Source organism: Escherichia sp. E2661, assembly GCF_004745185.1.
GTDB lineage: Bacteria > Pseudomonadota > Gammaproteobacteria > Enterobacterales > Enterobacteriaceae > Escherichia.
Window position 1 is genome coordinate 1 of sequence record NZ_PDIG01000037.1, and the last position, 19,287, is coordinate 19,287.

Here is a 19,287-nt window from a genome sequence, read left to right on the forward strand (position 1 = left end):
ACGTACTGTCATCGATCGATGNTTTCTAAGCTGCCTGTACGGCAGTGAACAGCTCGCAGCACAACGCGGTGAATACGTTGAGTTTCTAAGCTGCCTGTACGGCAGTGAACTGACGCGGATATAGCGCAGGCTATCCTCTCACTTTCTAAGCTGCCTGTACGGCAGTGAACTCAAATACTACACGTTTAGCCCGTTGTTAATAAAGCAAAACCATCTCATTTTCCTGCTGCCACCCTTTTTTATCCTTACCTTCCAGCAGCACTAATTATCAACAACTTACCATCATCATCAAAAAAAGGGTCTGAACTTCCTCCACCCCATAAACAAAAAGTCCGTAACCCCTGACGAGATTACGGACTTCACCAACCTACTTAACAATCTGATTAATGCGCGGCTTCCGGTTTATGCTTTTGTGCACTCTGGAACCCGTAGGTCAGCTCATTTTTCTCTTTATCCAGCGCGACTGTCACCTGGCCACCATCCACCAGCGAGCCAAACAGCAGTTCGTTAGCGAGCGGTTTTTTCAGGTTGTCCTGGATGACACGCGCCATCGGACGTGCGCCCATTGCCCGGTCGTAACCTTTCTCGGCCAGCCAGTTACGCGCTTCCTGGCTCACTTCCAGAGAAACACCTTTCTGATCCAGCTGAACCTGCAACTCGACGATGAATTTATCCACCACCTGATGGATCACGTCGGTTGACAGATGATCGAACCAGATAATGTTGTCGAGACGGTTACGGAACTCCGGCGTAAAGATCTTCTTGATCTCTTCCATCGCATCGGTGCTGTTATCCTGCTGAATAAGACCAATGGATTTACGCTCGGTTTCACGCACCCCGGCGTTGGTGGTCATCACCAGTACCACGTTACGGAAATCGGCCTTGCGCCCGTTGTTATCGGTCAGCGTGCCGTTGTCCATCACCTGCAACAGAATGTTGAATACGTCCGGATGCGCTTTCTCGATTTCGTCCAGCAGCAGCACCGCATGCGGATGCTTGATGACCGCATCGGTCAGCAGACCGCCCTGATCAAAACCAACGTATCCTGGAGGCGCACCAATCAGGCGGCTGACAGTATGACGTTCCATATATTCGGACATATCAAAGCGCAGAAGCTCAATACCCAGTGCTTTGGAAAGCTGTACCGTCACCTCGGTTTTCCCGACCCCGGTTGGACCAGCAAACAGGAATGAACCAACTGGTTTATGTTCGTGACCTAAACCCGCACGCGCCATCTTGATGGCCTCGGTAAGCGCTTCAATGGCTTTATCCTGACCGAAGACCAGCATTTTCAGGCGATCGCCAAGGTTTTTCAGCGTATCGCGGTCACTCTGAGAAACGCTCTTCTCAGGGATACGTGCTATACGGGCTACCACGGACTCGATATCCGCCACATTCACCGTTTTCTTGCGCTTGCTTACCGGCATCAAACGTGCGCGAGCGCCCGCTTCGTCGATAACGTCAATCGCTTTGTCCGGCAGATGACGATCGTTAATGTATTTCACCGCCAGCTCCACCGCCGCACGCACCGCTTTCGCGGTATAACGCACATCGTGATGCGCTTCGTACTTCGGTTTCAGGCCATTGATGATTTGCACAGTTTCTTCGATCGACGGTTCAGTAATATCGATTTTCTGGAAGCGACGCGCCAGAGCACGGTCTTTCTCGAAAATGTTGCTGAACTCCTGATAGGTCGTCGATCCAATCACGCGAATTTTACCGCTGGAGAGCAACGGTTTGATCAGGTTAGCCGCATCGACCTGCCCGCCAGACGCTGCGCCCGCTCCAATGATGGTATGGATCTCATCGATAAACAGGATGCTGTTAGTATCCTGTTCCAGCTGCTTGAGCAACGCTTTAAACCGTTTTTCAAAGTCGCCGCGATATTTGGTGCCTGCTAACAGGGAGCCGATATCGAGAGAGTAAATCGTACAGTCAGCCATGATTTCCGGCACATCGCCCTGAACAATTCGCCAGGCAAGACCTTCAGCAATCGCCGTTTTACCGACGCCAGACTCCCCAACCAGCAGCGGGTTGTTTTTACGGCGGCGGCAGAGAACCTGAATGGCGCGCTCCAGTTCCTTCTCACGACCAATCAGCGGGTCAATTCCGCCCACGCGTGCAAGCTGGTTCAGGTTAGTCGTGAAATTCTCCATACGGTCCTCCCCACCAGCTTGTTCTTCACTGCTCGGCTGGTTTCCTGGTTCAGAAGACTGAGATGGCTCGTCTTTACGCGTGCCATGAGAAATAAAGTTCACCACATCAAGACGGCTGACTTCATGTTTGCGCAACAGATATGCCGCCTGCGACTCCTGTTCGCTAAAGATAGCGACCAGAACATTCGCACCGGTAACCTCACTGCGACCGGAGGACTGAACATGGAAGACTGCACGCTGCAATACACGCTGAAAACTCAAGGTCGGCTGCGTGTCGCGCTCCTCTTCACTGGCGGGCAGAACAGGTGTGGTTTGTTCAATAAAGGCTTCCAGTTCCTGACGGAGCGCAACCAGGTCCACGGAACACGCTTCCAGCGCCTCCCGGGCCGACGGGTTACTGAGCAATGCCAGTAACAAGTGCTCGACGGTCATAAACTCATGACGGTGCTCGCGCGCTCTGGCGAAAGCCATGTTTAAACTGAGTTCCAGTTCTTGATTGAGCATAGGCACCTCCCCCAATTTTTATACCTGCATTCAGGCTTTTTCCAGCGTACACAGCAATGGATGCTCGTTCTCCCTTGCGTACTTGTTCACCATCGCCACTTTGGTTTCTGCAACCTCAGCGGTAAAGACTCCGCAAATGGCCTTCCCCTGGTAGTGAACAGCAAGCATCAATTGCGTTGCACGTTCTACATCATAAGAAAAGAATTTTTTGTAACACGTCAATAACAAACTCCATTGGAGTGTAATCATCATTGACTAATATCACTTTATACATAGATGGCGGTTTTAGCGCGTCGCGAACTTTTTCTTCCGCCAGTTGATCAAAGTCCAGCCAGTCGTTCGTTTTACCCATTGTCAGTTATCATCTTCGGTTACGGTTACCGGCAGAACGCTCTGCCGCTGACAAGAGCGTATTTGCCTGACCAATCTACTCCACATGATAGATAATTATCATCTATCGTTGGTATAAGCGACATCAGTGACATTACTGTCAATAGCGTTAACTGCTTCAAATTTTTGATGCATACCTACCCCCTGGCCCCTGTCAAACGCTTGACGACTCGCCCCATTTCTCTAAATTGTATTTCAAGAGTTGGCGAGGTTTTGAACTGCCCCCTCTCTGACCCCGGTTTATTCCATCTTACTTGTATAAGATTTGCGAAGGATGTCGAAGCATGGAAAAGGGTACTGTTAAGTGGTTCAACAATGCCAAAGGGTTCGGTTTCATCTGCCCTGAAGGCGGTGGCGAAGATATTTTCGCTCATTATTCCACCATCCAGATGGATGGTTACAGAACGCTAAAAGCTGGACAACCCGTTCAGTTTGATGTCCACCAAGGGCCAAAAGGCAATCACGCCAGTGTTATTGTGCCCGTTGAAGTAGAAGTAGCAGTCGCATAGCTCTTCTGTCTCATTGTGTACATCCTAAAGGCAAAATGCCAGCCCGATCGGCTGGCATTTTTATCTCAAAAATCACTCTCGCGCCAAAGCATCCACTGGATCCAGCCGTGCCGCATTTCGTGCAGGTAGCCAGCCAAATAAAATGCCCGTAACGGTTGAGCATAAAAACGCCAGCAGCAACGCCAGTGGAGAAAAGCCTATCTCCCAGCCGGGTAAAAAAAGCTGTAGGGTGAAGGCAATTAACAGCGACAGCATTATCCCCATCGCGCCGCCCACCAGGCAAACCAGCACGGCTTCAATCAGAAATTGTTGCAGAACATCGCTGGCACGCGCGCCAACAGCCATGCGAATACCAATTTCCCGCGTCCGCTCTGTTACTGACACCAGCATAATATTCATAACGCCAATGCCGCCTACCACCAGCGAAATCACCGCCACCAGCGTCAGAAACAGTTGTAAAGTACGTGTGGTTTTTTCGACTGTTTTCAAGACGCCGTCCATGTTCCAGGTAAAGAAGTCTTTTTTGCCGTGGCGCAGCGACAACAAACGGGTGAGTTGTTGTTCCGCTTCGGTGCTGTCATAGCCTTCTTTTACTCTTACAGTGATGGAGTTCAGCCACGACTGGCCCATAACCCGCCCGGACATGGTGCTGTAAGGCAACCAGACGCGCAGCACTTTACTGCTACCAAACATCGACTGTTTTTCTTCCGCCACGCCGATGACTCTCGCAGGCATATTACCAACCAGAATGACCTCACCAACCACATCGGCCTTATGCGGGAAAAGCTGGCGGCGGGTATTACTGTCGAGAACCACCACCTGTGCGCGGCCGTTCAGTTGCTCCTGATTAAAGGTATTCCCTTCGCTGAAGGTCATGCCATAGACATCGAAATAATCGCCGCTCACGCCGTTGGCACTGGCAGCCACATCAACATTGTTATAACGCAGACGCAGGTTTTGCGAGACGGCGGGTGTGGCAGAGGCGACCCACGGTTGTTTTTGGATAGCGATTAAATCGTCGTACTTTAGCGCCTGCTGATATTGCGGATCGTCATCGCCAAAATCTTTCCCGGGATAGACATCAATAGTATTCGTACCAATAGAACGAATATCCGCCAGCACCATTTGTTTGGCGGCGTCGCCCACCACGACGATAGAAACCACCGACGCAATACCAATAATAATCCCCAGCATGGTCAGTAAGGTGCGCATTTTATTCGCTGCCAGCGCCCGCCACGCCATCGTCAGCGCCTCATTAAAACCACTGACGAATTGCCGCCAGCCAGACGCCGTTTTGACTATCGATTCCCTCCCCGTGGCGGTATTCACCTTTTCAATGGCGGGAGGATTACGCACAATTTCGCCGTCACGAATTTCGATTACCCGCTCCGCCTGAGCCGCAACCTGTGGATCGTGGGTAACGATAATCACCGTGTGCCCGCGATCGCGCAACTGATGCAATATCGCCATCACCTCTTCACCAGAATGGCTGTCCAGTGCGCCGGTAGGTTCATCGGCGAGGATCACCTGCCCACCGTTCATTAACGCACGAGCAATACTGACACGCTGCTGCTGGCCACCGGAAAGCTGGGCGGGGTAATAATCTAGCCGTTCTTCCAGTCCCAGTCGTTGCAGCAACTCCTGAGCGCGCAGCAATCGCTGTTTACGCTCAAGTCCGGCATAGACGGCGGGTACTTCAACGTTCTGCTCGGCGGTTAAGTGCGAAAGCAAGTGGTAACGCTGGAAAATAAAGCCGAAATGCTCACGACGAAGCTGCGCCAGCGCATCGGCGTCCAGCGTGGCAACATCCTGGCCGGCAACGCGATAGGTTCCACTGGTCGCTTTATCCAGACAGCCGAGAATATTCATCAGGGTCGATTTACCAGAGCCCGAAGCACCGACAATTGCCACCATCTCACCTGCATAAATATCCAGGCTGATACCCTTTAGCACCTCAACCTGCTCGTCTCCAGCAGGATAGCTACGGCGAATATCCTTTAGTTCGAGCAAGGGCGTCATTGTGCAGCTCCTGGTTTGGCCTCACCAATCACCACTTCATCACCCGCTTCCAGACCTTTGACAATCTCAACATCGGTGTCGTTGCGCGCGCCAATCGTCACTTCGCGCTCGCGTATTTCGCCATTACGCAGCAGTTTGATTTTATAACGGTTATCGCCAACCGAATCCCCCAGTGCTGACAACGGAATGGTGAGTACGTTTTTCACATCAGTGAGTTGAATGTGGACTTGCGCAGTCATATCCAGCCGCAGTAAACCATTGGGGTTTGGTACTTCAAAACGGGCGTAGTAGAAAATGGCATCGTTGACCTTTTCTGGCGTCGGCAGCACATCTTTAATCTGCCCCTCGTAGCGCGTCAGCGGATCGCCAAGCACGGTGAACCAGGCTTTTTGACCGGGTTTCAGGTGAATGACATCCGCTTCCGACACTTGCGCTTTTACCAGCATGGTACTCATATCTGCCAGCGTCAGAATGTTTGGCGCTTGTTGTGCGGCAATCACCGTCTGCCCTTGCAGAGTGGTGATTTGCGTAACTTCCCCAGCCATCGGGGCAACGATGCGGGTGTAATCGAGATTCGTTTTCGCCGTGTCGAGTGACGCCTGATTCCGTTTGATTTGCGCATCGATAGTACCTATTTGCGCCTGTTTAACTGCCATCTCCGTCGCTGCGGTGTCAAGATCCTGTTGCGAAACCGCCTGCGTTTGCGCCAGTCGTTGCTGGCGTGAGTATGTCACCCGTGCCAGTTTCAGTTCTGCTTCTGCCTGTTGCCTTTGCGCACGCAGCTCCATCAGTGTCGCTTCCACTTCCTTGATCTGGTTTTCAGCCTGTTCAGGATCAATAACCCCTAAAAGCTGGTCTTTTTTTACTTTATCGCCAATCGCCACCGACAGCGTTTTCAACTGACCGCTGACCTGCGCGCCCACATCAACCTTACGCAGCGCGTCCAGCTTTCCAGTCGCCAGCACGCTTTGCTGCAAATCACCGGGGCGGACAATCAATGTCTGATAAGTCGGCACGGGCGCGTTGAGTGTTCTCCACAACGCAATCAGCGCAGCGATGACTATCACCAGCGCAATAGCGTAACGCTTCTTAAGGTTTTTTCGCTTTTTCATAAATACTCTGAATGCTCCATATGCGCGAACGGGGCTGCCAACTTCAACGAAACATCAACAAAAACCGAAAATTTACGTTAGTAATTATACGATTGATGTTTGGTTAAGATGCCCGATGGTGAAATCAGTGTTACGTATAATCATTGATTTTATGAATATGTCTCAGATCACTGAACGAGCATTTACACCATCTGAATCTCTTAGCAGCATGTCTCTTTTCCTTAATCTGGCAGGGGGTCAGTGGCGGCCGGGTAAATTCTGGCATCGCCGTCGGTTTCGCCAGAAATTTTTGCTGCGCTCTTTGATTATGCCGCGTTTAAGCGTTGAGTGGATGAACGAACTCTCCCACTGGCCTAATCTCAGAACGCTGTTAACGCGTCAGCCGCGCCTGCCGGTTCGCCTGCATCGCCCTTACCTTGCCGTGAATATGACCCGTAAGCAATTGCTGGAGCGTTACGTTACCATTATGCGTTGCTGCGCGCGTGCATGTCGGCGGAAGAGTTCAGCTTATATTTGAACACCCCGGGACTGCAACTTGCGAAGCTGGAAGGAAAAAACGGCGAGCAGTTCACGCTTGAACTGACCATGATGATCTCAATGGATAAGGAAGGTGACAGCACAATTCTGTTCCGCAACAGCGAAGGTATTCCTCTGGCGGAGATCACATTTACACTGTGTGAGTATCAGGGGAAAAGGACGTTATTTATAGGCGGGCTGCAAGGTGCGAAATGGGAAATTCCACACCAACAGATCCAGAATGCGACGAAAGCCTGCCACGGGCTATTTCCCAAACGGCTCGTGATGGAAGCGGTCTGCCTCTTCGCCCAACGCTTACAGGTCGAACAAATTATTGCTGTCAGCAATGAAACACATATTTACCGCAGCCTGCGTTATCGCGATAAGGAAGGAAAAATCCATGCTGACTATAACGCGTTCTGGGAATCGGTTGGTGGTGAATGCGATGCCGAGCGGCATTATCGGCTTCCCGCTAGAATAGCGCGAAAAGAGATTGCGGATATCGCCAGCAAAAAGCGGGCTGAATACCGTCGACGCTACGAGATGCTTGACGCTATTCAGCCGCAGATGGCAAGGATGTTTTGCGGTTAATCAGCCCGACCGCGCGCCAGCCACAGCACGCGTGAGAACATTTTTTTCAGCAGCGTCGGTACGGAATCCACACCACGACGTCCGGCCTCCATTGCCACTTCAATGGCAAGGTCGGGCTTGGAAGAGCGATGGATCGCTTTTGAAATAATTTTGCGCAAATTCATCGGCACGTTTTCCGGGATCTGCGCCACGCGATGGAACACGTCGGAAAACCCCTGGCGATACATAAAATGTTCCATATCCAGCGCCGGTAACGTTGTCAAATGTTCACGTTCAGCTTCGCGATCGTTATTCAGCAGGCTGCGCACCGTTGCGGCATATTTCTTCCCGGCTTCATCGCCATCGACCAGCACATGCCACTCAATCCCCATCCGCCGGGCAAATTTCACCAGTGGTTTTAGCCCGGACTGGGCAAACTCAATGACCTTAATCCCTTCGGCATCGAAATGGTGTCCACACTGGCGCGCCAGTTCGTTGATAACCCAGGTTTCTGTTTCCCCTTCCACCAGCAACCAGCAGCGAGCAAACAGCGATGACGGACGATTAAAACGAATGTGAAAAGAGATGCGGCGGCTGTCTTCGGTGCTCAAGCCACTTGGCCCCAGACGCCAGGCGGCAACACGAGAAGATTCACGCACCAGGCGGCAAACATGTTCCACTGGAGTTAACGAAAGCAGCTCGCCAGAGTTGGTGGTAGCAATACGTTGTAAAGGCAAAAGATTCAACAGATGCCAGGCAACGGAAAGCATAATCGGATGCAGGCGGGTTTCTGGATCTTCAATTAGCAATAACGGACGCGCGTCTTTATCCAGTCGCAATGTCCCTTTTGCCTGCAATAAAGTGGCAAACAGGCCGAGTAAAATGACCCGATACGAACGCCCCCCTGGCCTGTCAATCATCCGGTTGATGATATCGAGGTAACGCCAGCTCCGTTGCTCATTGCTGGCTCGCCGACGCATTAAGCGATATCTCGCCTGCCCGGCCCCTTGCTCCGAGAAATAATGCTCAAGCAGTTGCACCATTGCCGAAAGCCCCTGGCGAATCTGCCCATCGGAGAGATTTTGCGGGTGTGAGGATAACTCGCGGGCGAGAAAATCCAACTGGCGCGCGGTGACTTCCACATTGGGTACATTTGGTACAGTTCCATTGCGAATGCGGCGCATAAAACGGGCGTCGCGCAAACGCAGAACCGGCATTAAACGCACCAGATGACGCGCCTGATCGTTAATATCTTCGACATCAATCGGATGACCGTCTTTATCAAGAAAGCTGCGTAACGTCATCACGCTACCGTCTTCCGCACTTTCCCCTTCCAGGCGATAAAAAATGCGGTGATAACCATCAGTACAGGGCGTCCAGCATGCTTCAAGCGGGCGATAACGGCGTACACGATGCCGTCCAGGCAGCGATTCGCGAAAGGTCAGAATGATATGCAGATGGTGTTCCCGACCATTAATATCACCTGGCGGAAACCAGAAATCATCACGTTCAAAATGGTAGAGATCTGACTCTGGTGATAACAGCAGGGTTAAGGCGTCCAGCAAGCTGGATTTACCCCACGCGTTCTCCCCAATCAGGACGTTGTTTTGCTCCAGCATCAATGACAATCGGTTGATACCGCGAAAGCCCACAATTTCAACGCGCTCAAGAATCATATCCCCTCCAGAAATATGTTACTCATCCTTTACTCTGGCAGTATAACGGGAAAGGCCGAGACAATACGTGACGACATCACAATTAAGCATGGCAAATGTCTGAAAAATGAGCGAATAATTGTGTTATACGTCTTCATGTTGTCTCTCATTAAAAAACAATAAAATCAAATAATTAACCTTGTAAATTATTTTTATTACCTCCAAAGGCTTATTTCAGCCGTTTGCACTACACTGTCAATCAGGCAAATGACTATATGGGGGAACTTACTGTTGCCCTAAATCAAAATTACTGGATTTATTTATCTGGCGAATGGCTCGACTTCGTTTTTAAAATACCGATGCATTATTTCTGTCGTCATTTTTTACGACGACCCTATAAAACGACCATATTTTTCACAGGGTCAATTTTTAATTGAGGTGGATATGTTCAGAAAATTAGCAGCTGAATGTTTTGGTACTTTCTGGCTTGTATTTGGTGGCTGCGGTAGCGCCGTGCTGGCGGCAGCGTTCCCGGAATTAGGCATTGGCTTTGCCGGTGTCGCGCTGGCGTTTGGTTTGACTGTACTGACGATGGCCTTCGCTGTCGGTCATATCTCCGGTGGCCACTTTAACCCGGCGGTCACTATTGGTTTATGGGCTGGTGGCCGTTTCCCGGCAAAAGAAGTCGTTGGTTACGTGGTAGCCCAGGTTGTCGGTGGTATTGTTGCGGCGGCACTGCTGTATTTAATCGCCAGCGGTAAAGCTGGGTTTGACGCAGCGGCCAGCGGCTTTGCTTCTAACGGTTATGGCGAGCATTCACCGGGCGGCTATTCCATGCTTTCTGCACTGGTGGTTGAACTGGTATTGAGTGCCGGTTTCTTGCTGGTGATCCACGGTGCAACTGACAAATACGCGCCGGCAGGCTTTGCGCCGATCGCGATTGGTCTGGCGTTAACCTTGATTCACTTAATCAGTATTCCGGTGACTAACACTTCTGTTAACCCAGCGCGCAGCACCGCAGTTGCCATCTTCCAGGGCGGCTGGGCGTTAGAACAGCTGTGGTTCTTCTGGGTAGTGCCAATTGTCGGCGGTATTATCGGTGGTCTGATTTACCGGACCCTGCTGGAAAAACGCGATTAATTAGCATTGGCATTTTATCTGCCCTGATTGTTTTATCATCGACGTTACAAACCGCACGGGTGTTGGTGGCGTCAAAATCGCTGAAGCGTTCCCCGAAGGCCGGGGCAGCCCACATGGATGTGGGCTGAGGGCGCGTCTTACAGGGATAATGAGATGGACGCTCCAGATTTTACGGTATCAAAGTACCAGACTGGATCGTTGCAATACGTCCTGAAAAATTAGGAGCGTCCACATGAAAGTATCAACTCTTGGTATCGACCTGGCAAAGAACGTTTTTCAGCTTCATGGTGTCGATCATGAAGGCCATACTATTTTGCGTAAAAAGCTCACCCGGGCTAAGTTTGTTCAGTTTGTGATTCAACTGGAACCTTGTCTGATTGGCATGGAAGCCTGCTCATCCAGTCATTATTTTGCGCGATTATTCACCCGCTATGGTCATGAGGTAAAACTCATACCTCCGCAGTATGTGAAGCCTTATGTGAAAACGAACAAGACGGATGCAGCAGATGCTGAAGCAATCTGCGAAGCGGTAACCCGTCCGAATATGCGTTTTGTTCAGATAAAAACCGAAGAGCAGCAGGCCGTTTTAGCGTTACACACTGAACGGGGAATACTTATCCGTGAGCGGATTGCCTGTGCCAATAGTTTAAGAGCCACACTTGCTGAGTTTGGTATTACGATTGCGGCCGGACAAAGCCATTTAACCCGTGAGCTGCCAGCCATTCTGGAGGATGGCGAAAATGGTTTATCTCCCTTTGTCAGAACCAGCATCTACAGACAGTCTAAACATATCCGGGAACTTGAAGAACAAGTTAAACAGGTAGAAGAAGCTCTGGCCTCCTGGTATAGAACGCAGGAAGCCTGCCAGAGAATGGCCAAAATCCCGGGGGTTGGCATGCTAACGGCCACTTATGTGGTAGCAGCAGTGGGTAATGCCCGACAATTCAGTACCGCAAAGCAGTTCGCTTCATGGCTGGGGCTGACACCAAAGGAACATTCCAGCGGCGGGAAACAGCAACTGGGAGGGATCAGCAAACGTGGAGATGGATATTTCCGATACCTGCTGGTTCACGGCGCACGCGCACTTACCGCCTGGGTCAACCGAAACGGCGCAGTTGAGGAGAATTCCTGGCTTCAGGGACTCCTGGAGCGGAAGCACTACAATGTAGCTGTTGTCGCCATGGCGGCAAAAACAGCGAGGATCATGTGGTCAATGTTGTCACACAATACTGAATATCAACCTCGGCAGCTCGCCTGACACAAGGTCAGTCAATCTGACGAGGTGCTGAAAAAAAAGTTAACGTTCTGGTAGGTGCAGGTGACTTCAGAAGATGGCAAAACAGGTAAGACCGCAGGCAGGATACACCGAGAGGTAACAAGGGCAAGTTAGCCCGTAGAGGATGATTGGTACCTGCCTGGCGGATTTCATCATGGTTCGGGATAAAAATCCCATCAGAAACCGGATATATGGCTGCACCTACCCGTTTTATTACATAACTGAAGAAAGCATTGCATTCCGGGAGCGTCCATATATGTTACCTCGCGCCCGTACCCGATAGCCGAAAGGAATAAGATGAGGGGACCGCGCTAGCGGCGATTTACCGCCGGGAGCCCGGGTTGCCAGGGTGGTGGCGATTGAGCCACCCTGGCACGTTCACCGACTTGAGCGTTCCATAGTAGCGAGGAACATAAAGTGAACGGAACAGCCTTCAATGTCACATACTCTCCCGGTTGAACGAAACGCCTGATGCGACGCTTTACGCGTCTTATCAGGCCTACATGCCATCACACCTCGTACTCCATCTCGCCATCCTTACGCAGCGGAATAATCTGCACCTTCTGCACGCGATGGCTTTCCACCTGCAACGTTTTAAGCAAATAATCCCCCACCTGAACTTCTTCGCCAGGTTTTGGAATACGCTGCAAATATTCCATCAACAGCCCGGCAATGGTGTGATATTCACGTTTTTCATCCAGCGGCAGCGGCACATATTGCACCAGATCTTCCAGCGGCATATGACCATTCGCCGTCCAGGAACCGTCCGCATTCTTCTGAATATCATGGCGGGCGTCGATCTCTTCCACTTCGTTCGGTAAGTTACCGGCAATGGTTTCAGTGACGTCACTTAATGTCACAATCCCTTCCACCGAGCCAAACTCATCCACCACAAAAGCAAAGTGCGTGCGGGCATTACGGAACTGCTCCAGGGCTGGTAACAACGGCAAGGTTTCCGGGAACACCAGCGGCTGGCGAATCAACACCCGCAGGTTGAGCGGTTCGCCGCGCAGTGACTGTTGTAGCAAGTCGATAACGTGAACAACACCGAGCAAATCTTCTGCGTCATCACCGTCGGTAACCACCAGCCGCGTATGCTGATTTCGCTCCAGCAACTGGCGGATCTCGTCTTCCGGCGCGTTGAGATCGATATGCTCAATATCATGGCGCGACGTCATAATGCTGCTGACGGTACGCTGGTTAAGATTAAGTACCCGCTCAATCATCCGCCGTTCCTGCGGATTAAAGATCTGCTGGTTACCATGATCCACCAGCATGGACGCGGTTTCGGCGTCCAGTTCCGCATCTTCTTTTTGTCCGCTTAACAGGCGCATTACCGCTTCGGTAGTCCGCTGGCGCAGCGTCTGGTTAGCGGAGAGAAAACGTCGCCGGTTAAAGATAGCCAACTGATTGAGCGCCTCGATCATCACCGAGAAACCAATGGCAGCGTACAGATAGCCCTTCGGAATAGCGAATCCGAAACCTTCCGCCACCAGGCTAAAGCCAATCATCAACAGGAAACTTAAGCAGAGTATGACGATGGTCGGATGGCTATTAACGAACTGGGTTAACGGTTTGCTGGCCATCAGCATCAGGCTGATAGCGATAACGACGGCGGCCATCATGACCAGTAAATGGTCGACCATCCCGACGGCGGTAATCACCGAGTCGAGTGAGAAGATGGCGTCCAGCACCACAATTTGCGTCACCACGCCCCAGAACTTCGCACCTTTGCGTTGTGTGGGATTATTGCTGTCTTTCCCTTCCAGCCGTTCGTTCAGCTCCATCGTGGCTTTGAACAACAGGAAGAAACCACCAAACAGCATGATTAAGTCGCGGGCGCTAAAGGTAAACGAGCGGAAGCTGAACAGTGGTTGAGTCAGGGTGACCAGCCAGGAGATTGACGCCAGCAGTAACAGGCGCATTAACATCGCCAGCAGCAGCCCGGTAACCCGTGCGCGGTCGCGCTGCTTCGGCGGTAGTTTTTCGGCGAGGATGGCAATAAAGACCAGGTTATCAATGCCGAGGACCAGTTCGATCACAATCAGCGTGATTAACCCGGCCCAGATAGACGGATCGGCAATCCATTCCATAGTAAGTACAAAACCTATTCGTTGTATGACAAATGTCACAATTCGATCATGGATAAATCAGGGCAAAAATGCAATGTTGCGGCACTATTTATCTCACATTATTTGAGGATTATAACATCGCATTATCCCTGAATTAAAAGTGGTAATAATAAAATATTATTTAAGAAATATCGCATGTGAAGATGCCATATTAATTATTGTCAACATAAAGAAATTCCTAAAAACCATATTGAATGACACTTAATATAATTCTTAAAAATAGCCAATTGCCGAATTGTTACCTTGCCTGCTATTCCGTTAGCTGTAACACTTCCTCCTGCATTATTGGAACGCCAATATTCAAATACCATAATGCCGCCTTATATCTGGAAAATTAATTCACGCAATAACGCTTTTTCATAAACGATCGCATGATGAAAGAGTTAGAAAATCTAAACTAAATCAGTGTATTGGTAGCTAAAAAGCCAGGGGCGGTAGCGTGTCTGGATGCCTGAAAGACCAGTCTGAATTATTCTGTCAATAGCCTGCGGATGAAATCAATTTTTTTTAGGACTGATGCCAGTTAAATTTTTATTCAATTAACTGCAAGGTAAATGTGCATGGCGACATTGCTATTAATAGTGCACAGGATAATTACTCTGCCAAAGTGATAAATAAACAATGATGAAATCCAAAATGAAATTGATGCCATTATTGGTGTCAGTAACCTTGATAAGCGGTTGCACAGTACTTCCGGGCAGCAATATGTCGACGATGGGTAAAGACGTCATCAAACAGCAGGACGCTGATTTCGATCTCGACAAAATGGTGAATGTTTATCCGCTGACCCCGCGCCTGATTGATCAATTACGCCCACGACCCAACGTAGCGCGCCCCAATATGACGCTGGAAAGTGAGATCGCGAATTACCAGTATCGTGTCGGGCCGGGGGACGTTCTTAATGTCACCGTCTGGGATCACCCGGAACTCACCACGCCAGCCGGTCAGTACCGCAGCTCCAGCGACACTGGCAACTGGGTACAGCCTGACGGCACCATGTTCTACCCGTATATCGGCAAGGTTCACGTAGTGGGGAAAACGCTCGCTGAAATTCGCAGTGATATTACCGGGCGCTTAGCGACGTACATCGCTGACCCGCAGGTGGACGTTAATATCGCCGCCTTCCGCTCGCAAAAAGCCTATATCTCCGGTCAGGTGAATAAATCCGGTCAACAGGCCATTACCAACGTGCCTCTGACCATTCTCGACGCCATCAACGCCGCAGGTGGCCTGACCGACACCGCTGACTGGCGCAACGTGGTGCTAACACACAATGGTCGTGAAGAACGCATTTCTTTGCAGGCGCTGATGCAAAACGGCGACCTCAACCAGAATCGCCTGCTTTACCCCGGCGATATTCTCTACGTGCCGCGTAATGATGATCTGAAAGTATTTGTGATGGGTGAAGTGAAGAAACAGAGCACCCTGAAAATGGACTTTAGCGGCATGACCCTGACTGAAGCCCTGGGCAATGCTGAAGGCATCGACATGACCACCTCCAACGCCAGCGGCATCTTTGTCATTCGTCCGTTGAAAGGCGAGGGCGGGCGTAACGGCAAGATTGCCAATATCTACCAGCTGGATATGTCCGATGCCACGTCGCTGGTGATGGCGACAGAATTCCGCCTGCAACCTTATGACGTGGTGTATGTCACCACCGCACCGGTTTCCCGCTGGAACCGTCTGATCAATCAGTTGCTGCCAACTATTAGCGGTGTCCGTTACATGACGGATACAGCCAGCGACATTCATAACTGGTAATCGTCATGTTTAACAACATCTTAGTTGTCTGTGTCGGCAATATTTGCCGTTCCCCGACGGCGGAACGCTTACTGCAACGTTATCACCCGGAGCTGAAAGTGGAGTCCGCTGGACTCGGCGCGCTGGTCGGTAAGGGCGCTGATCCTACCGCTATCAGCATCGCCGCAGAACATCAACTGTCTCTGGAAGGCCACTGTGCACGACAAATCAGCCGCCGTCTGTGTCGCAACTACGACCTGATTTTGACCATGGAAAAGCGCCATATCGAACGCTTATGCGAGATGGCACCTGAGATGCGCGGCAAAGTGATGCTGTTTGGTCACTGGGATAACGAATGTGAAATTCCCGATCCGTATCGCAAAAGCCGGGAAACGTTTGCAGCGGTGTACACATTACTTGAACGGTCTGCCCGCCAGTGGGCGCAGGCATTGAACGCAGAGCAGGTATAAGAATGACAGAAAAAGTAAAACAACATGCCGCTCCGGTAACGGGCAGTGATGAAATCGATATTGGTCGCCTGGTCGGCACCGTCATTGAAGCGCGCTGGTGGGTGATTGGCATCACCGCCGTATTTGCCCTCTGTGCCGTGGTTTACACCTTCTTCGCTACGCCGATATACAGTGCCGACGCACTGGTACAAATCGAGCAAAGCGGCGGCAATTCGCTGGTGCAGGATATCGGCTCGGCGTTAGCCAACAAACCGCCTGCATCGGACGCCGAGATCCAGTTGATTCGTTCTCGTCTGGTGCTTGGTAAAACGGTGGACGATCTCGACCTCGATATTGCGGTGAGCAAAAACACGTTCCCGATTTTCGGTGCGGGCTGGGATCGCCTGATGGGACGCCAGAACGAGACGGTGAAAGTGACCACCTTTAACCGCCCGAAAGAGATGGCGGATCAGGTGTTTACGCTTAATGTGCTGGACAAAAAAACTACACCTTGAGCAGCGACGGCGGCTTTAGCGCCCGTGGGCAAGCGGGCCAGATGCTGAAAAAAGAAGGCGTCACGCTGATGGTTGAAGCTATTCACGCCAGCCCGGGCAGTGAGTTTACCGTCACCAAATACTCCACGCTGGGGATGATCAACCAACTGCAAAACAGCCTGACGGTAACGGAGAACGGCAAAGACGCAGGCGTACTGAGCCTGACTTATACCGGTGAAGATCGCGAACAGATCCGCGACATTCTTAACAGCATCGCCCGTAACTATCAGGAACAAAATATTGAGCGCAAATCGGCGGAAGCGTCGAAAAGCCTCGCCTTCCTCGCGCAACAATTGCCGGAAGTACGCAGCCGCCTTGATGTCGCCGAAAACAAACTGAATGCCTTCCGTCAGGATAAAGATTCTGTTGATCTGCCGCTGGAAGCAAAAGCGGTGCTCGATTCGATGGTGAACATCGACGCGCAGCTGAACGAACTGACCTTTAAAGAGGCGGAAATCTCCAAGCTGTTCACCAAAGTTCATCCGGCGTACCGCACGCTGCTGGAGAAACGTCAGGCGCTGGAAGACGAAAAAGCCAAACTTAATGGTCGCGTAACGGCGATGCCGAAAACCCAGCAGGAAATTGTGCGTCTGACCCGCGATGTCGAGTCCGGTCAGCAGGTCTATATGCAACTGCTGAATAAAGAGCAGGAGCTGAAAATCACCGAAGCCAGCACCGTCGGCGATGTGCGCATTGTTGACCCGGCAATCACCCAGCCTGGTGTGCTGAAACCGAAGAAAGGGCTGATTATCCTCGGCGCGATTATCCTTGGCCTGATGCTCTCTATCGTGGGTGTACTGCTGCGCTCGTTGTTTAATCGCGGCATCGAAAGCCCGCAGGTGCTGGAAGAACACGGTATTAGCGTCTATGCCAGCATCCCGCTGTCGGAATGGCAGAAAGCGCGCGATAGCGTCAAAACCATCAAAGGGGTTAAACGCTATAAACAGAGCCAGCTACTGGCGGTGGGGAATCCAACCGATCTGGCGATTGAAGCCATCCGTAGTCTGCGTACCAGTCTGCACTTCGCGATGATGCAGGCACAGAACAATGTGTTGATGATGACCGGGGTTAGCCCGTCAATCGGTAAAACCTTTGTCTGCGCCAACCTGGCGGCGGTGATCAGCCAGACCAATAAACGGGTGTTGTTGATCGACTGTGATATGCGCAAAGGCTACACCCACGAGCTGTTGGGCACCAATAACGTCAATGGCCTGTCGGAAATTCTGATTGGTCAGGGCGATATTACTACCGCTGCTAAACCAACCTCTATTGCCAAATTTGACCTGATCCCGCGCGGTCAGGTGCCGCCAAATCCTTCTGAACTGTTGATGAGCGAACGCTTTGCCGAATTGGTGAACTGGGCGAGTAAAAACTACGACCTGGTGTTGATTGATACGCCGCCTATTCTGGCAGTGACCGATGCAGCAATTGTCGGGCGTCACGCCGGAACCACGTTGATGGTGGCGCGTTATGCGGTCAACACATTGAAAGAAGTGGAAACCAGTCTGAGCCGCTTTGAGCAAAACGGTATTCCGGTGAAAGGGGTGATTCTGAACTCCATCTTCCGCCGCGCCAGTGCGTATCAGGATTATGGCTATTACGAATACGAATATAAGTCGGACGCGAAATAACGACACCTGCATTCGCACCGCCCCGTAGGCCGGATAAGGCGTTCACGCCGCATCCGGCAAGCAAACCAGCTCATAAGCCGGGAGAACAAACTATGAAAGACAATCCTCTGATCTCAATTTATATGCCGACCTGGAACCGCCAACAACTGGCGATTCGGGCGATAAAATCGGTCCTGCGCCAGGACTACAGCAACTGGGAGATGATCATCGTGGATGATTGCTCCTCCTCCTGGGAACAACTGCAACAGTACGTCACCGCACTCAACGATCCGCGTATCACTTACATTCACAACGACATTAATAGCGGGGCGTGCGCGGTACGTAACCAGGCGATTATGCTGGCGCAAGGGGAATACATCACCGGGATCGATGATGATGATGAATGGACACCCAACCGTCTGAGCGTCTTCCTCGGCCATAAACAGCAACTGGTCACTCACGCCTTTTTGTACGCTAACGACTACGTTTGCCAGGGCGAAGTCTATTCCCAACCGGCAAGTTTGCCGCTGTATCCCAAATCGCCGTATTCACGCCGCCTGTTTTATAAACGCAATATCATTGGCAATCAGGTCTTTACCTGGGCGTGGCGTTTCAAAGAGTGCTTGTTCGATACCGAACTGAAAGCGGCACAGGATTACGACATCTTCCTGCGGATGGTGGTGGAGTACGGCGAGCCGTGGAAAGTAGAAGAGGCGACGCAGATCCTGCATATCAATCACGGCGAAATGCAGATCACCTCGTCACCGAAAAAATTCTCCGGATACTTCCACTTTTACCGCAAGCACAAAGACAAATTCGACCGCGCCAGCAAAAAATATCAGCTGTTTACCCTCTACCAGATCCGCAATAAACGCATGACCTGGCGCACTTTGCTGACGCTGCTGTCGGTGCGTAACGGCAAACGTCTGGCTGATGGTATTCGGGGGCGCTAAAG

The 19,287-nt window shown here is 51.2% G+C and carries 12 protein-coding genes, 3 pseudogenes and 1 CRISPR repeat array; of the genes and pseudogenes, 8 read left to right on the forward strand and 7 right to left on the reverse strand.

From position 1 onward, the window contains the following. Positions 1-22 precede the first annotated feature (22 nt). Positions 23-171: a CRISPR direct-repeat array (repeat unit 28 nt; unit sequence TTTCTAAGCTGCCTGTACGGCAGTGAAC). 212 nt (positions 172-383) lie between these two features. The 3 genes and pseudogenes from clpA to CRI63_RS24500 all read right to left on the reverse strand — a co-directional run bounded on the left by clpA (position 384) and on the right by CRI63_RS24500 (position 3,185). After that, a complete protein-coding gene (gene clpA / locus CRI63_RS19030) occupies positions 384-2,660 on the reverse strand; it encodes an ATP-dependent Clp protease ATP-binding subunit ClpA (protein ID WP_130205255.1) in 2,277 nt (758 codons plus the stop codon). 30 nt (positions 2,661-2,690) lie between these two features. Further along, positions 2,691-3,012 (reverse strand): annotated as a pseudogene (gene clpS, locus CRI63_RS19035) (ATP-dependent Clp protease adapter ClpS). Positions 3,013-3,110: 98 nt separating this feature from the next. After that, the gene (locus tag CRI63_RS24500) at positions 3,111-3,185 is read right to left on the reverse strand and encodes a hypothetical protein (protein WP_214251107.1); all 75 of its coding nucleotides are present in this window, start codon (positions 3,183-3,185) and stop codon (positions 3,111-3,113) included. A 149-nt stretch (positions 3,186-3,334) separates the two neighbouring features. Here CRI63_RS24500 and cspD point away from each other — a divergent pair, with 149 nt between their 5' ends. Then, a complete protein-coding gene (cspD, locus tag CRI63_RS19040; RefSeq protein WP_064530179.1) occupies positions 3,335-3,559 on the forward strand; it encodes a cold shock-like protein CspD in 225 nt (74 codons plus the stop codon). Between the two features lie 72 nt (positions 3,560-3,631). On the opposite strand, the gene macB is transcribed toward cspD, so the two are convergent. Beyond that, positions 3,632-5,578 (reverse strand): macrolide ABC transporter ATP-binding protein/permease MacB, encoded by a 1,947-nt coding sequence (gene macB, locus CRI63_RS19045; protein WP_135520448.1) that lies wholly within the window; start codon positions 5,576-5,578, stop codon positions 3,632-3,634. Beyond that, the gene (gene macA / locus CRI63_RS19050) at positions 5,575-6,690 is read right to left on the reverse strand and encodes a macrolide transporter subunit MacA (RefSeq protein ID WP_130215658.1); all 1,116 of its coding nucleotides are present in this window, start codon (positions 6,688-6,690) and stop codon (positions 5,575-5,577) included. Before macA ends, macB begins: the two co-directional genes overlap by 4 nt. Before the next feature lie 151 nt (positions 6,691-6,841). Between macA and CRI63_RS19055 the strand changes: the two are divergent. Continuing rightward, positions 6,842-7,797 (forward strand): annotated as a pseudogene (locus CRI63_RS19055) (VirK/YbjX family protein). Here CRI63_RS19055 and CRI63_RS19060 read toward each other — a convergent pair. After that, positions 7,794-9,452 carry an ATP-dependent endonuclease gene (locus CRI63_RS19060; RefSeq protein WP_130215656.1) on the reverse strand — a complete coding sequence of 553 codons (1,659 nt, stop codon included), beginning with the start codon at positions 9,450-9,452 and terminating at the stop codon, positions 7,794-7,796. The pseudogene CRI63_RS19055 and the gene CRI63_RS19060 overlap by 4 nt on opposite strands. 423 nt (positions 9,453-9,875) lie before the next feature. On the opposite strand from CRI63_RS19060, the gene aqpZ reads away from it, so the two are divergent. Further along, entirely contained in the window at positions 9,876-10,571 is a 696-nt protein-coding gene (gene aqpZ / locus CRI63_RS19065; RefSeq protein ID WP_130215654.1) for an aquaporin Z, read from the forward strand. 232 nt (positions 10,572-10,803) lie between these two features. Then, positions 10,804-11,829, forward strand: a complete 1,026-nt coding sequence (locus tag CRI63_RS19070) for an IS110 family transposase (RefSeq protein ID WP_000868863.1) — start codon at positions 10,804-10,806, stop codon at positions 11,827-11,829. Positions 11,830-12,356: 527 nt separating this feature from the next. Here CRI63_RS19070 and CRI63_RS19075 read toward each other — a convergent pair. Then, positions 12,357-13,940 (reverse strand): TerC family protein, encoded by a 1,584-nt coding sequence (locus CRI63_RS19075; protein WP_135405205.1) that lies wholly within the window; start codon positions 13,938-13,940, stop codon positions 12,357-12,359. A gap of 660 nt (positions 13,941-14,600) precedes the next feature. Between CRI63_RS19075 and wza the strand changes: the two genes are divergently transcribed. The 4 genes and pseudogenes from wza (at position 14,601) to wcaA (ending at position 19,285) form a co-directional block, all read left to right on the forward strand. Further along, positions 14,601-15,740: a polysaccharide export protein Wza gene (wza, locus tag CRI63_RS19080; RefSeq protein WP_000978094.1), complete on the forward strand. Its 1,140-nt coding sequence runs from the start codon at positions 14,601-14,603 to the stop codon at positions 15,738-15,740. Positions 15,741-15,745: 5 nt separating this feature from the next. Then, positions 15,746-16,189, forward strand: coding sequence for a low molecular weight protein-tyrosine-phosphatase Wzb (wzb, locus tag CRI63_RS19085; RefSeq protein ID WP_000482891.1), 444 nt, complete (start codon positions 15,746-15,748; stop codon positions 16,187-16,189). A gap of 2 nt (positions 16,190-16,191) precedes the next feature. Further along, positions 16,192-18,353 (forward strand): annotated as a pseudogene (gene wzc, locus CRI63_RS19090) (tyrosine-protein kinase Wzc). Positions 18,354-18,445: 92 nt separating this feature from the next. Then, positions 18,446-19,285 carry a colanic acid biosynthesis glycosyltransferase WcaA gene (gene wcaA, locus CRI63_RS19095; RefSeq protein WP_135520450.1) on the forward strand — a complete coding sequence of 280 codons (840 nt, stop codon included), beginning with the start codon at positions 18,446-18,448 and terminating at the stop codon, positions 19,283-19,285. Positions 19,286-19,287 lie beyond the last annotated feature (2 nt).

Bases quoted from the DNA above. Each gene is read 5' to 3' on its own strand.
- clpA (WP_130205255.1), bottom strand. From the start codon at position 2,660: ATGCTCAATCAAGAACTGGAACTCAGTTTAAACATGGCTTTCGCCAGA.
- cspD (WP_064530179.1), top strand. From the start codon at position 3,335: ATGGAAAAGGGTACTGTTAAGTGGTTCAACAATGCCAAAGGGTTCGGT.
- macB (WP_135520448.1), bottom strand. From the start codon at position 5,578: ATGACGCCCTTGCTCGAACTAAAGGATATTCGCCGTAGCTATCCTGCT.
- macA (WP_130215658.1), bottom strand. From the start codon at position 6,690: ATGAAAAAGCGAAAAAACCTTAAGAAGCGTTACGCTATTGCGCTGGTG.
- CRI63_RS19060 (WP_130215656.1), bottom strand. From the start codon at position 9,452: ATGATTCTTGAGCGCGTTGAAATTGTGGGCTTTCGCGGTATCAACCGA.
- aqpZ (WP_130215654.1), top strand. From the start codon at position 9,876: ATGTTCAGAAAATTAGCAGCTGAATGTTTTGGTACTTTCTGGCTTGTA.
- CRI63_RS19070 (WP_000868863.1), top strand. From the start codon at position 10,804: ATGAAAGTATCAACTCTTGGTATCGACCTGGCAAAGAACGTTTTTCAG.
- CRI63_RS19075 (WP_135405205.1), bottom strand. From the start codon at position 13,940: ATGGAATGGATTGCCGATCCGTCTATCTGGGCCGGGTTAATCACGCTG.
- wza (WP_000978094.1), top strand. From the start codon at position 14,601: ATGATGAAATCCAAAATGAAATTGATGCCATTATTGGTGTCAGTAACC.
- wzb (WP_000482891.1), top strand. From the start codon at position 15,746: ATGTTTAACAACATCTTAGTTGTCTGTGTCGGCAATATTTGCCGTTCC.
- wcaA (WP_135520450.1), top strand. From the start codon at position 18,446: ATGAAAGACAATCCTCTGATCTCAATTTATATGCCGACCTGGAACCGC.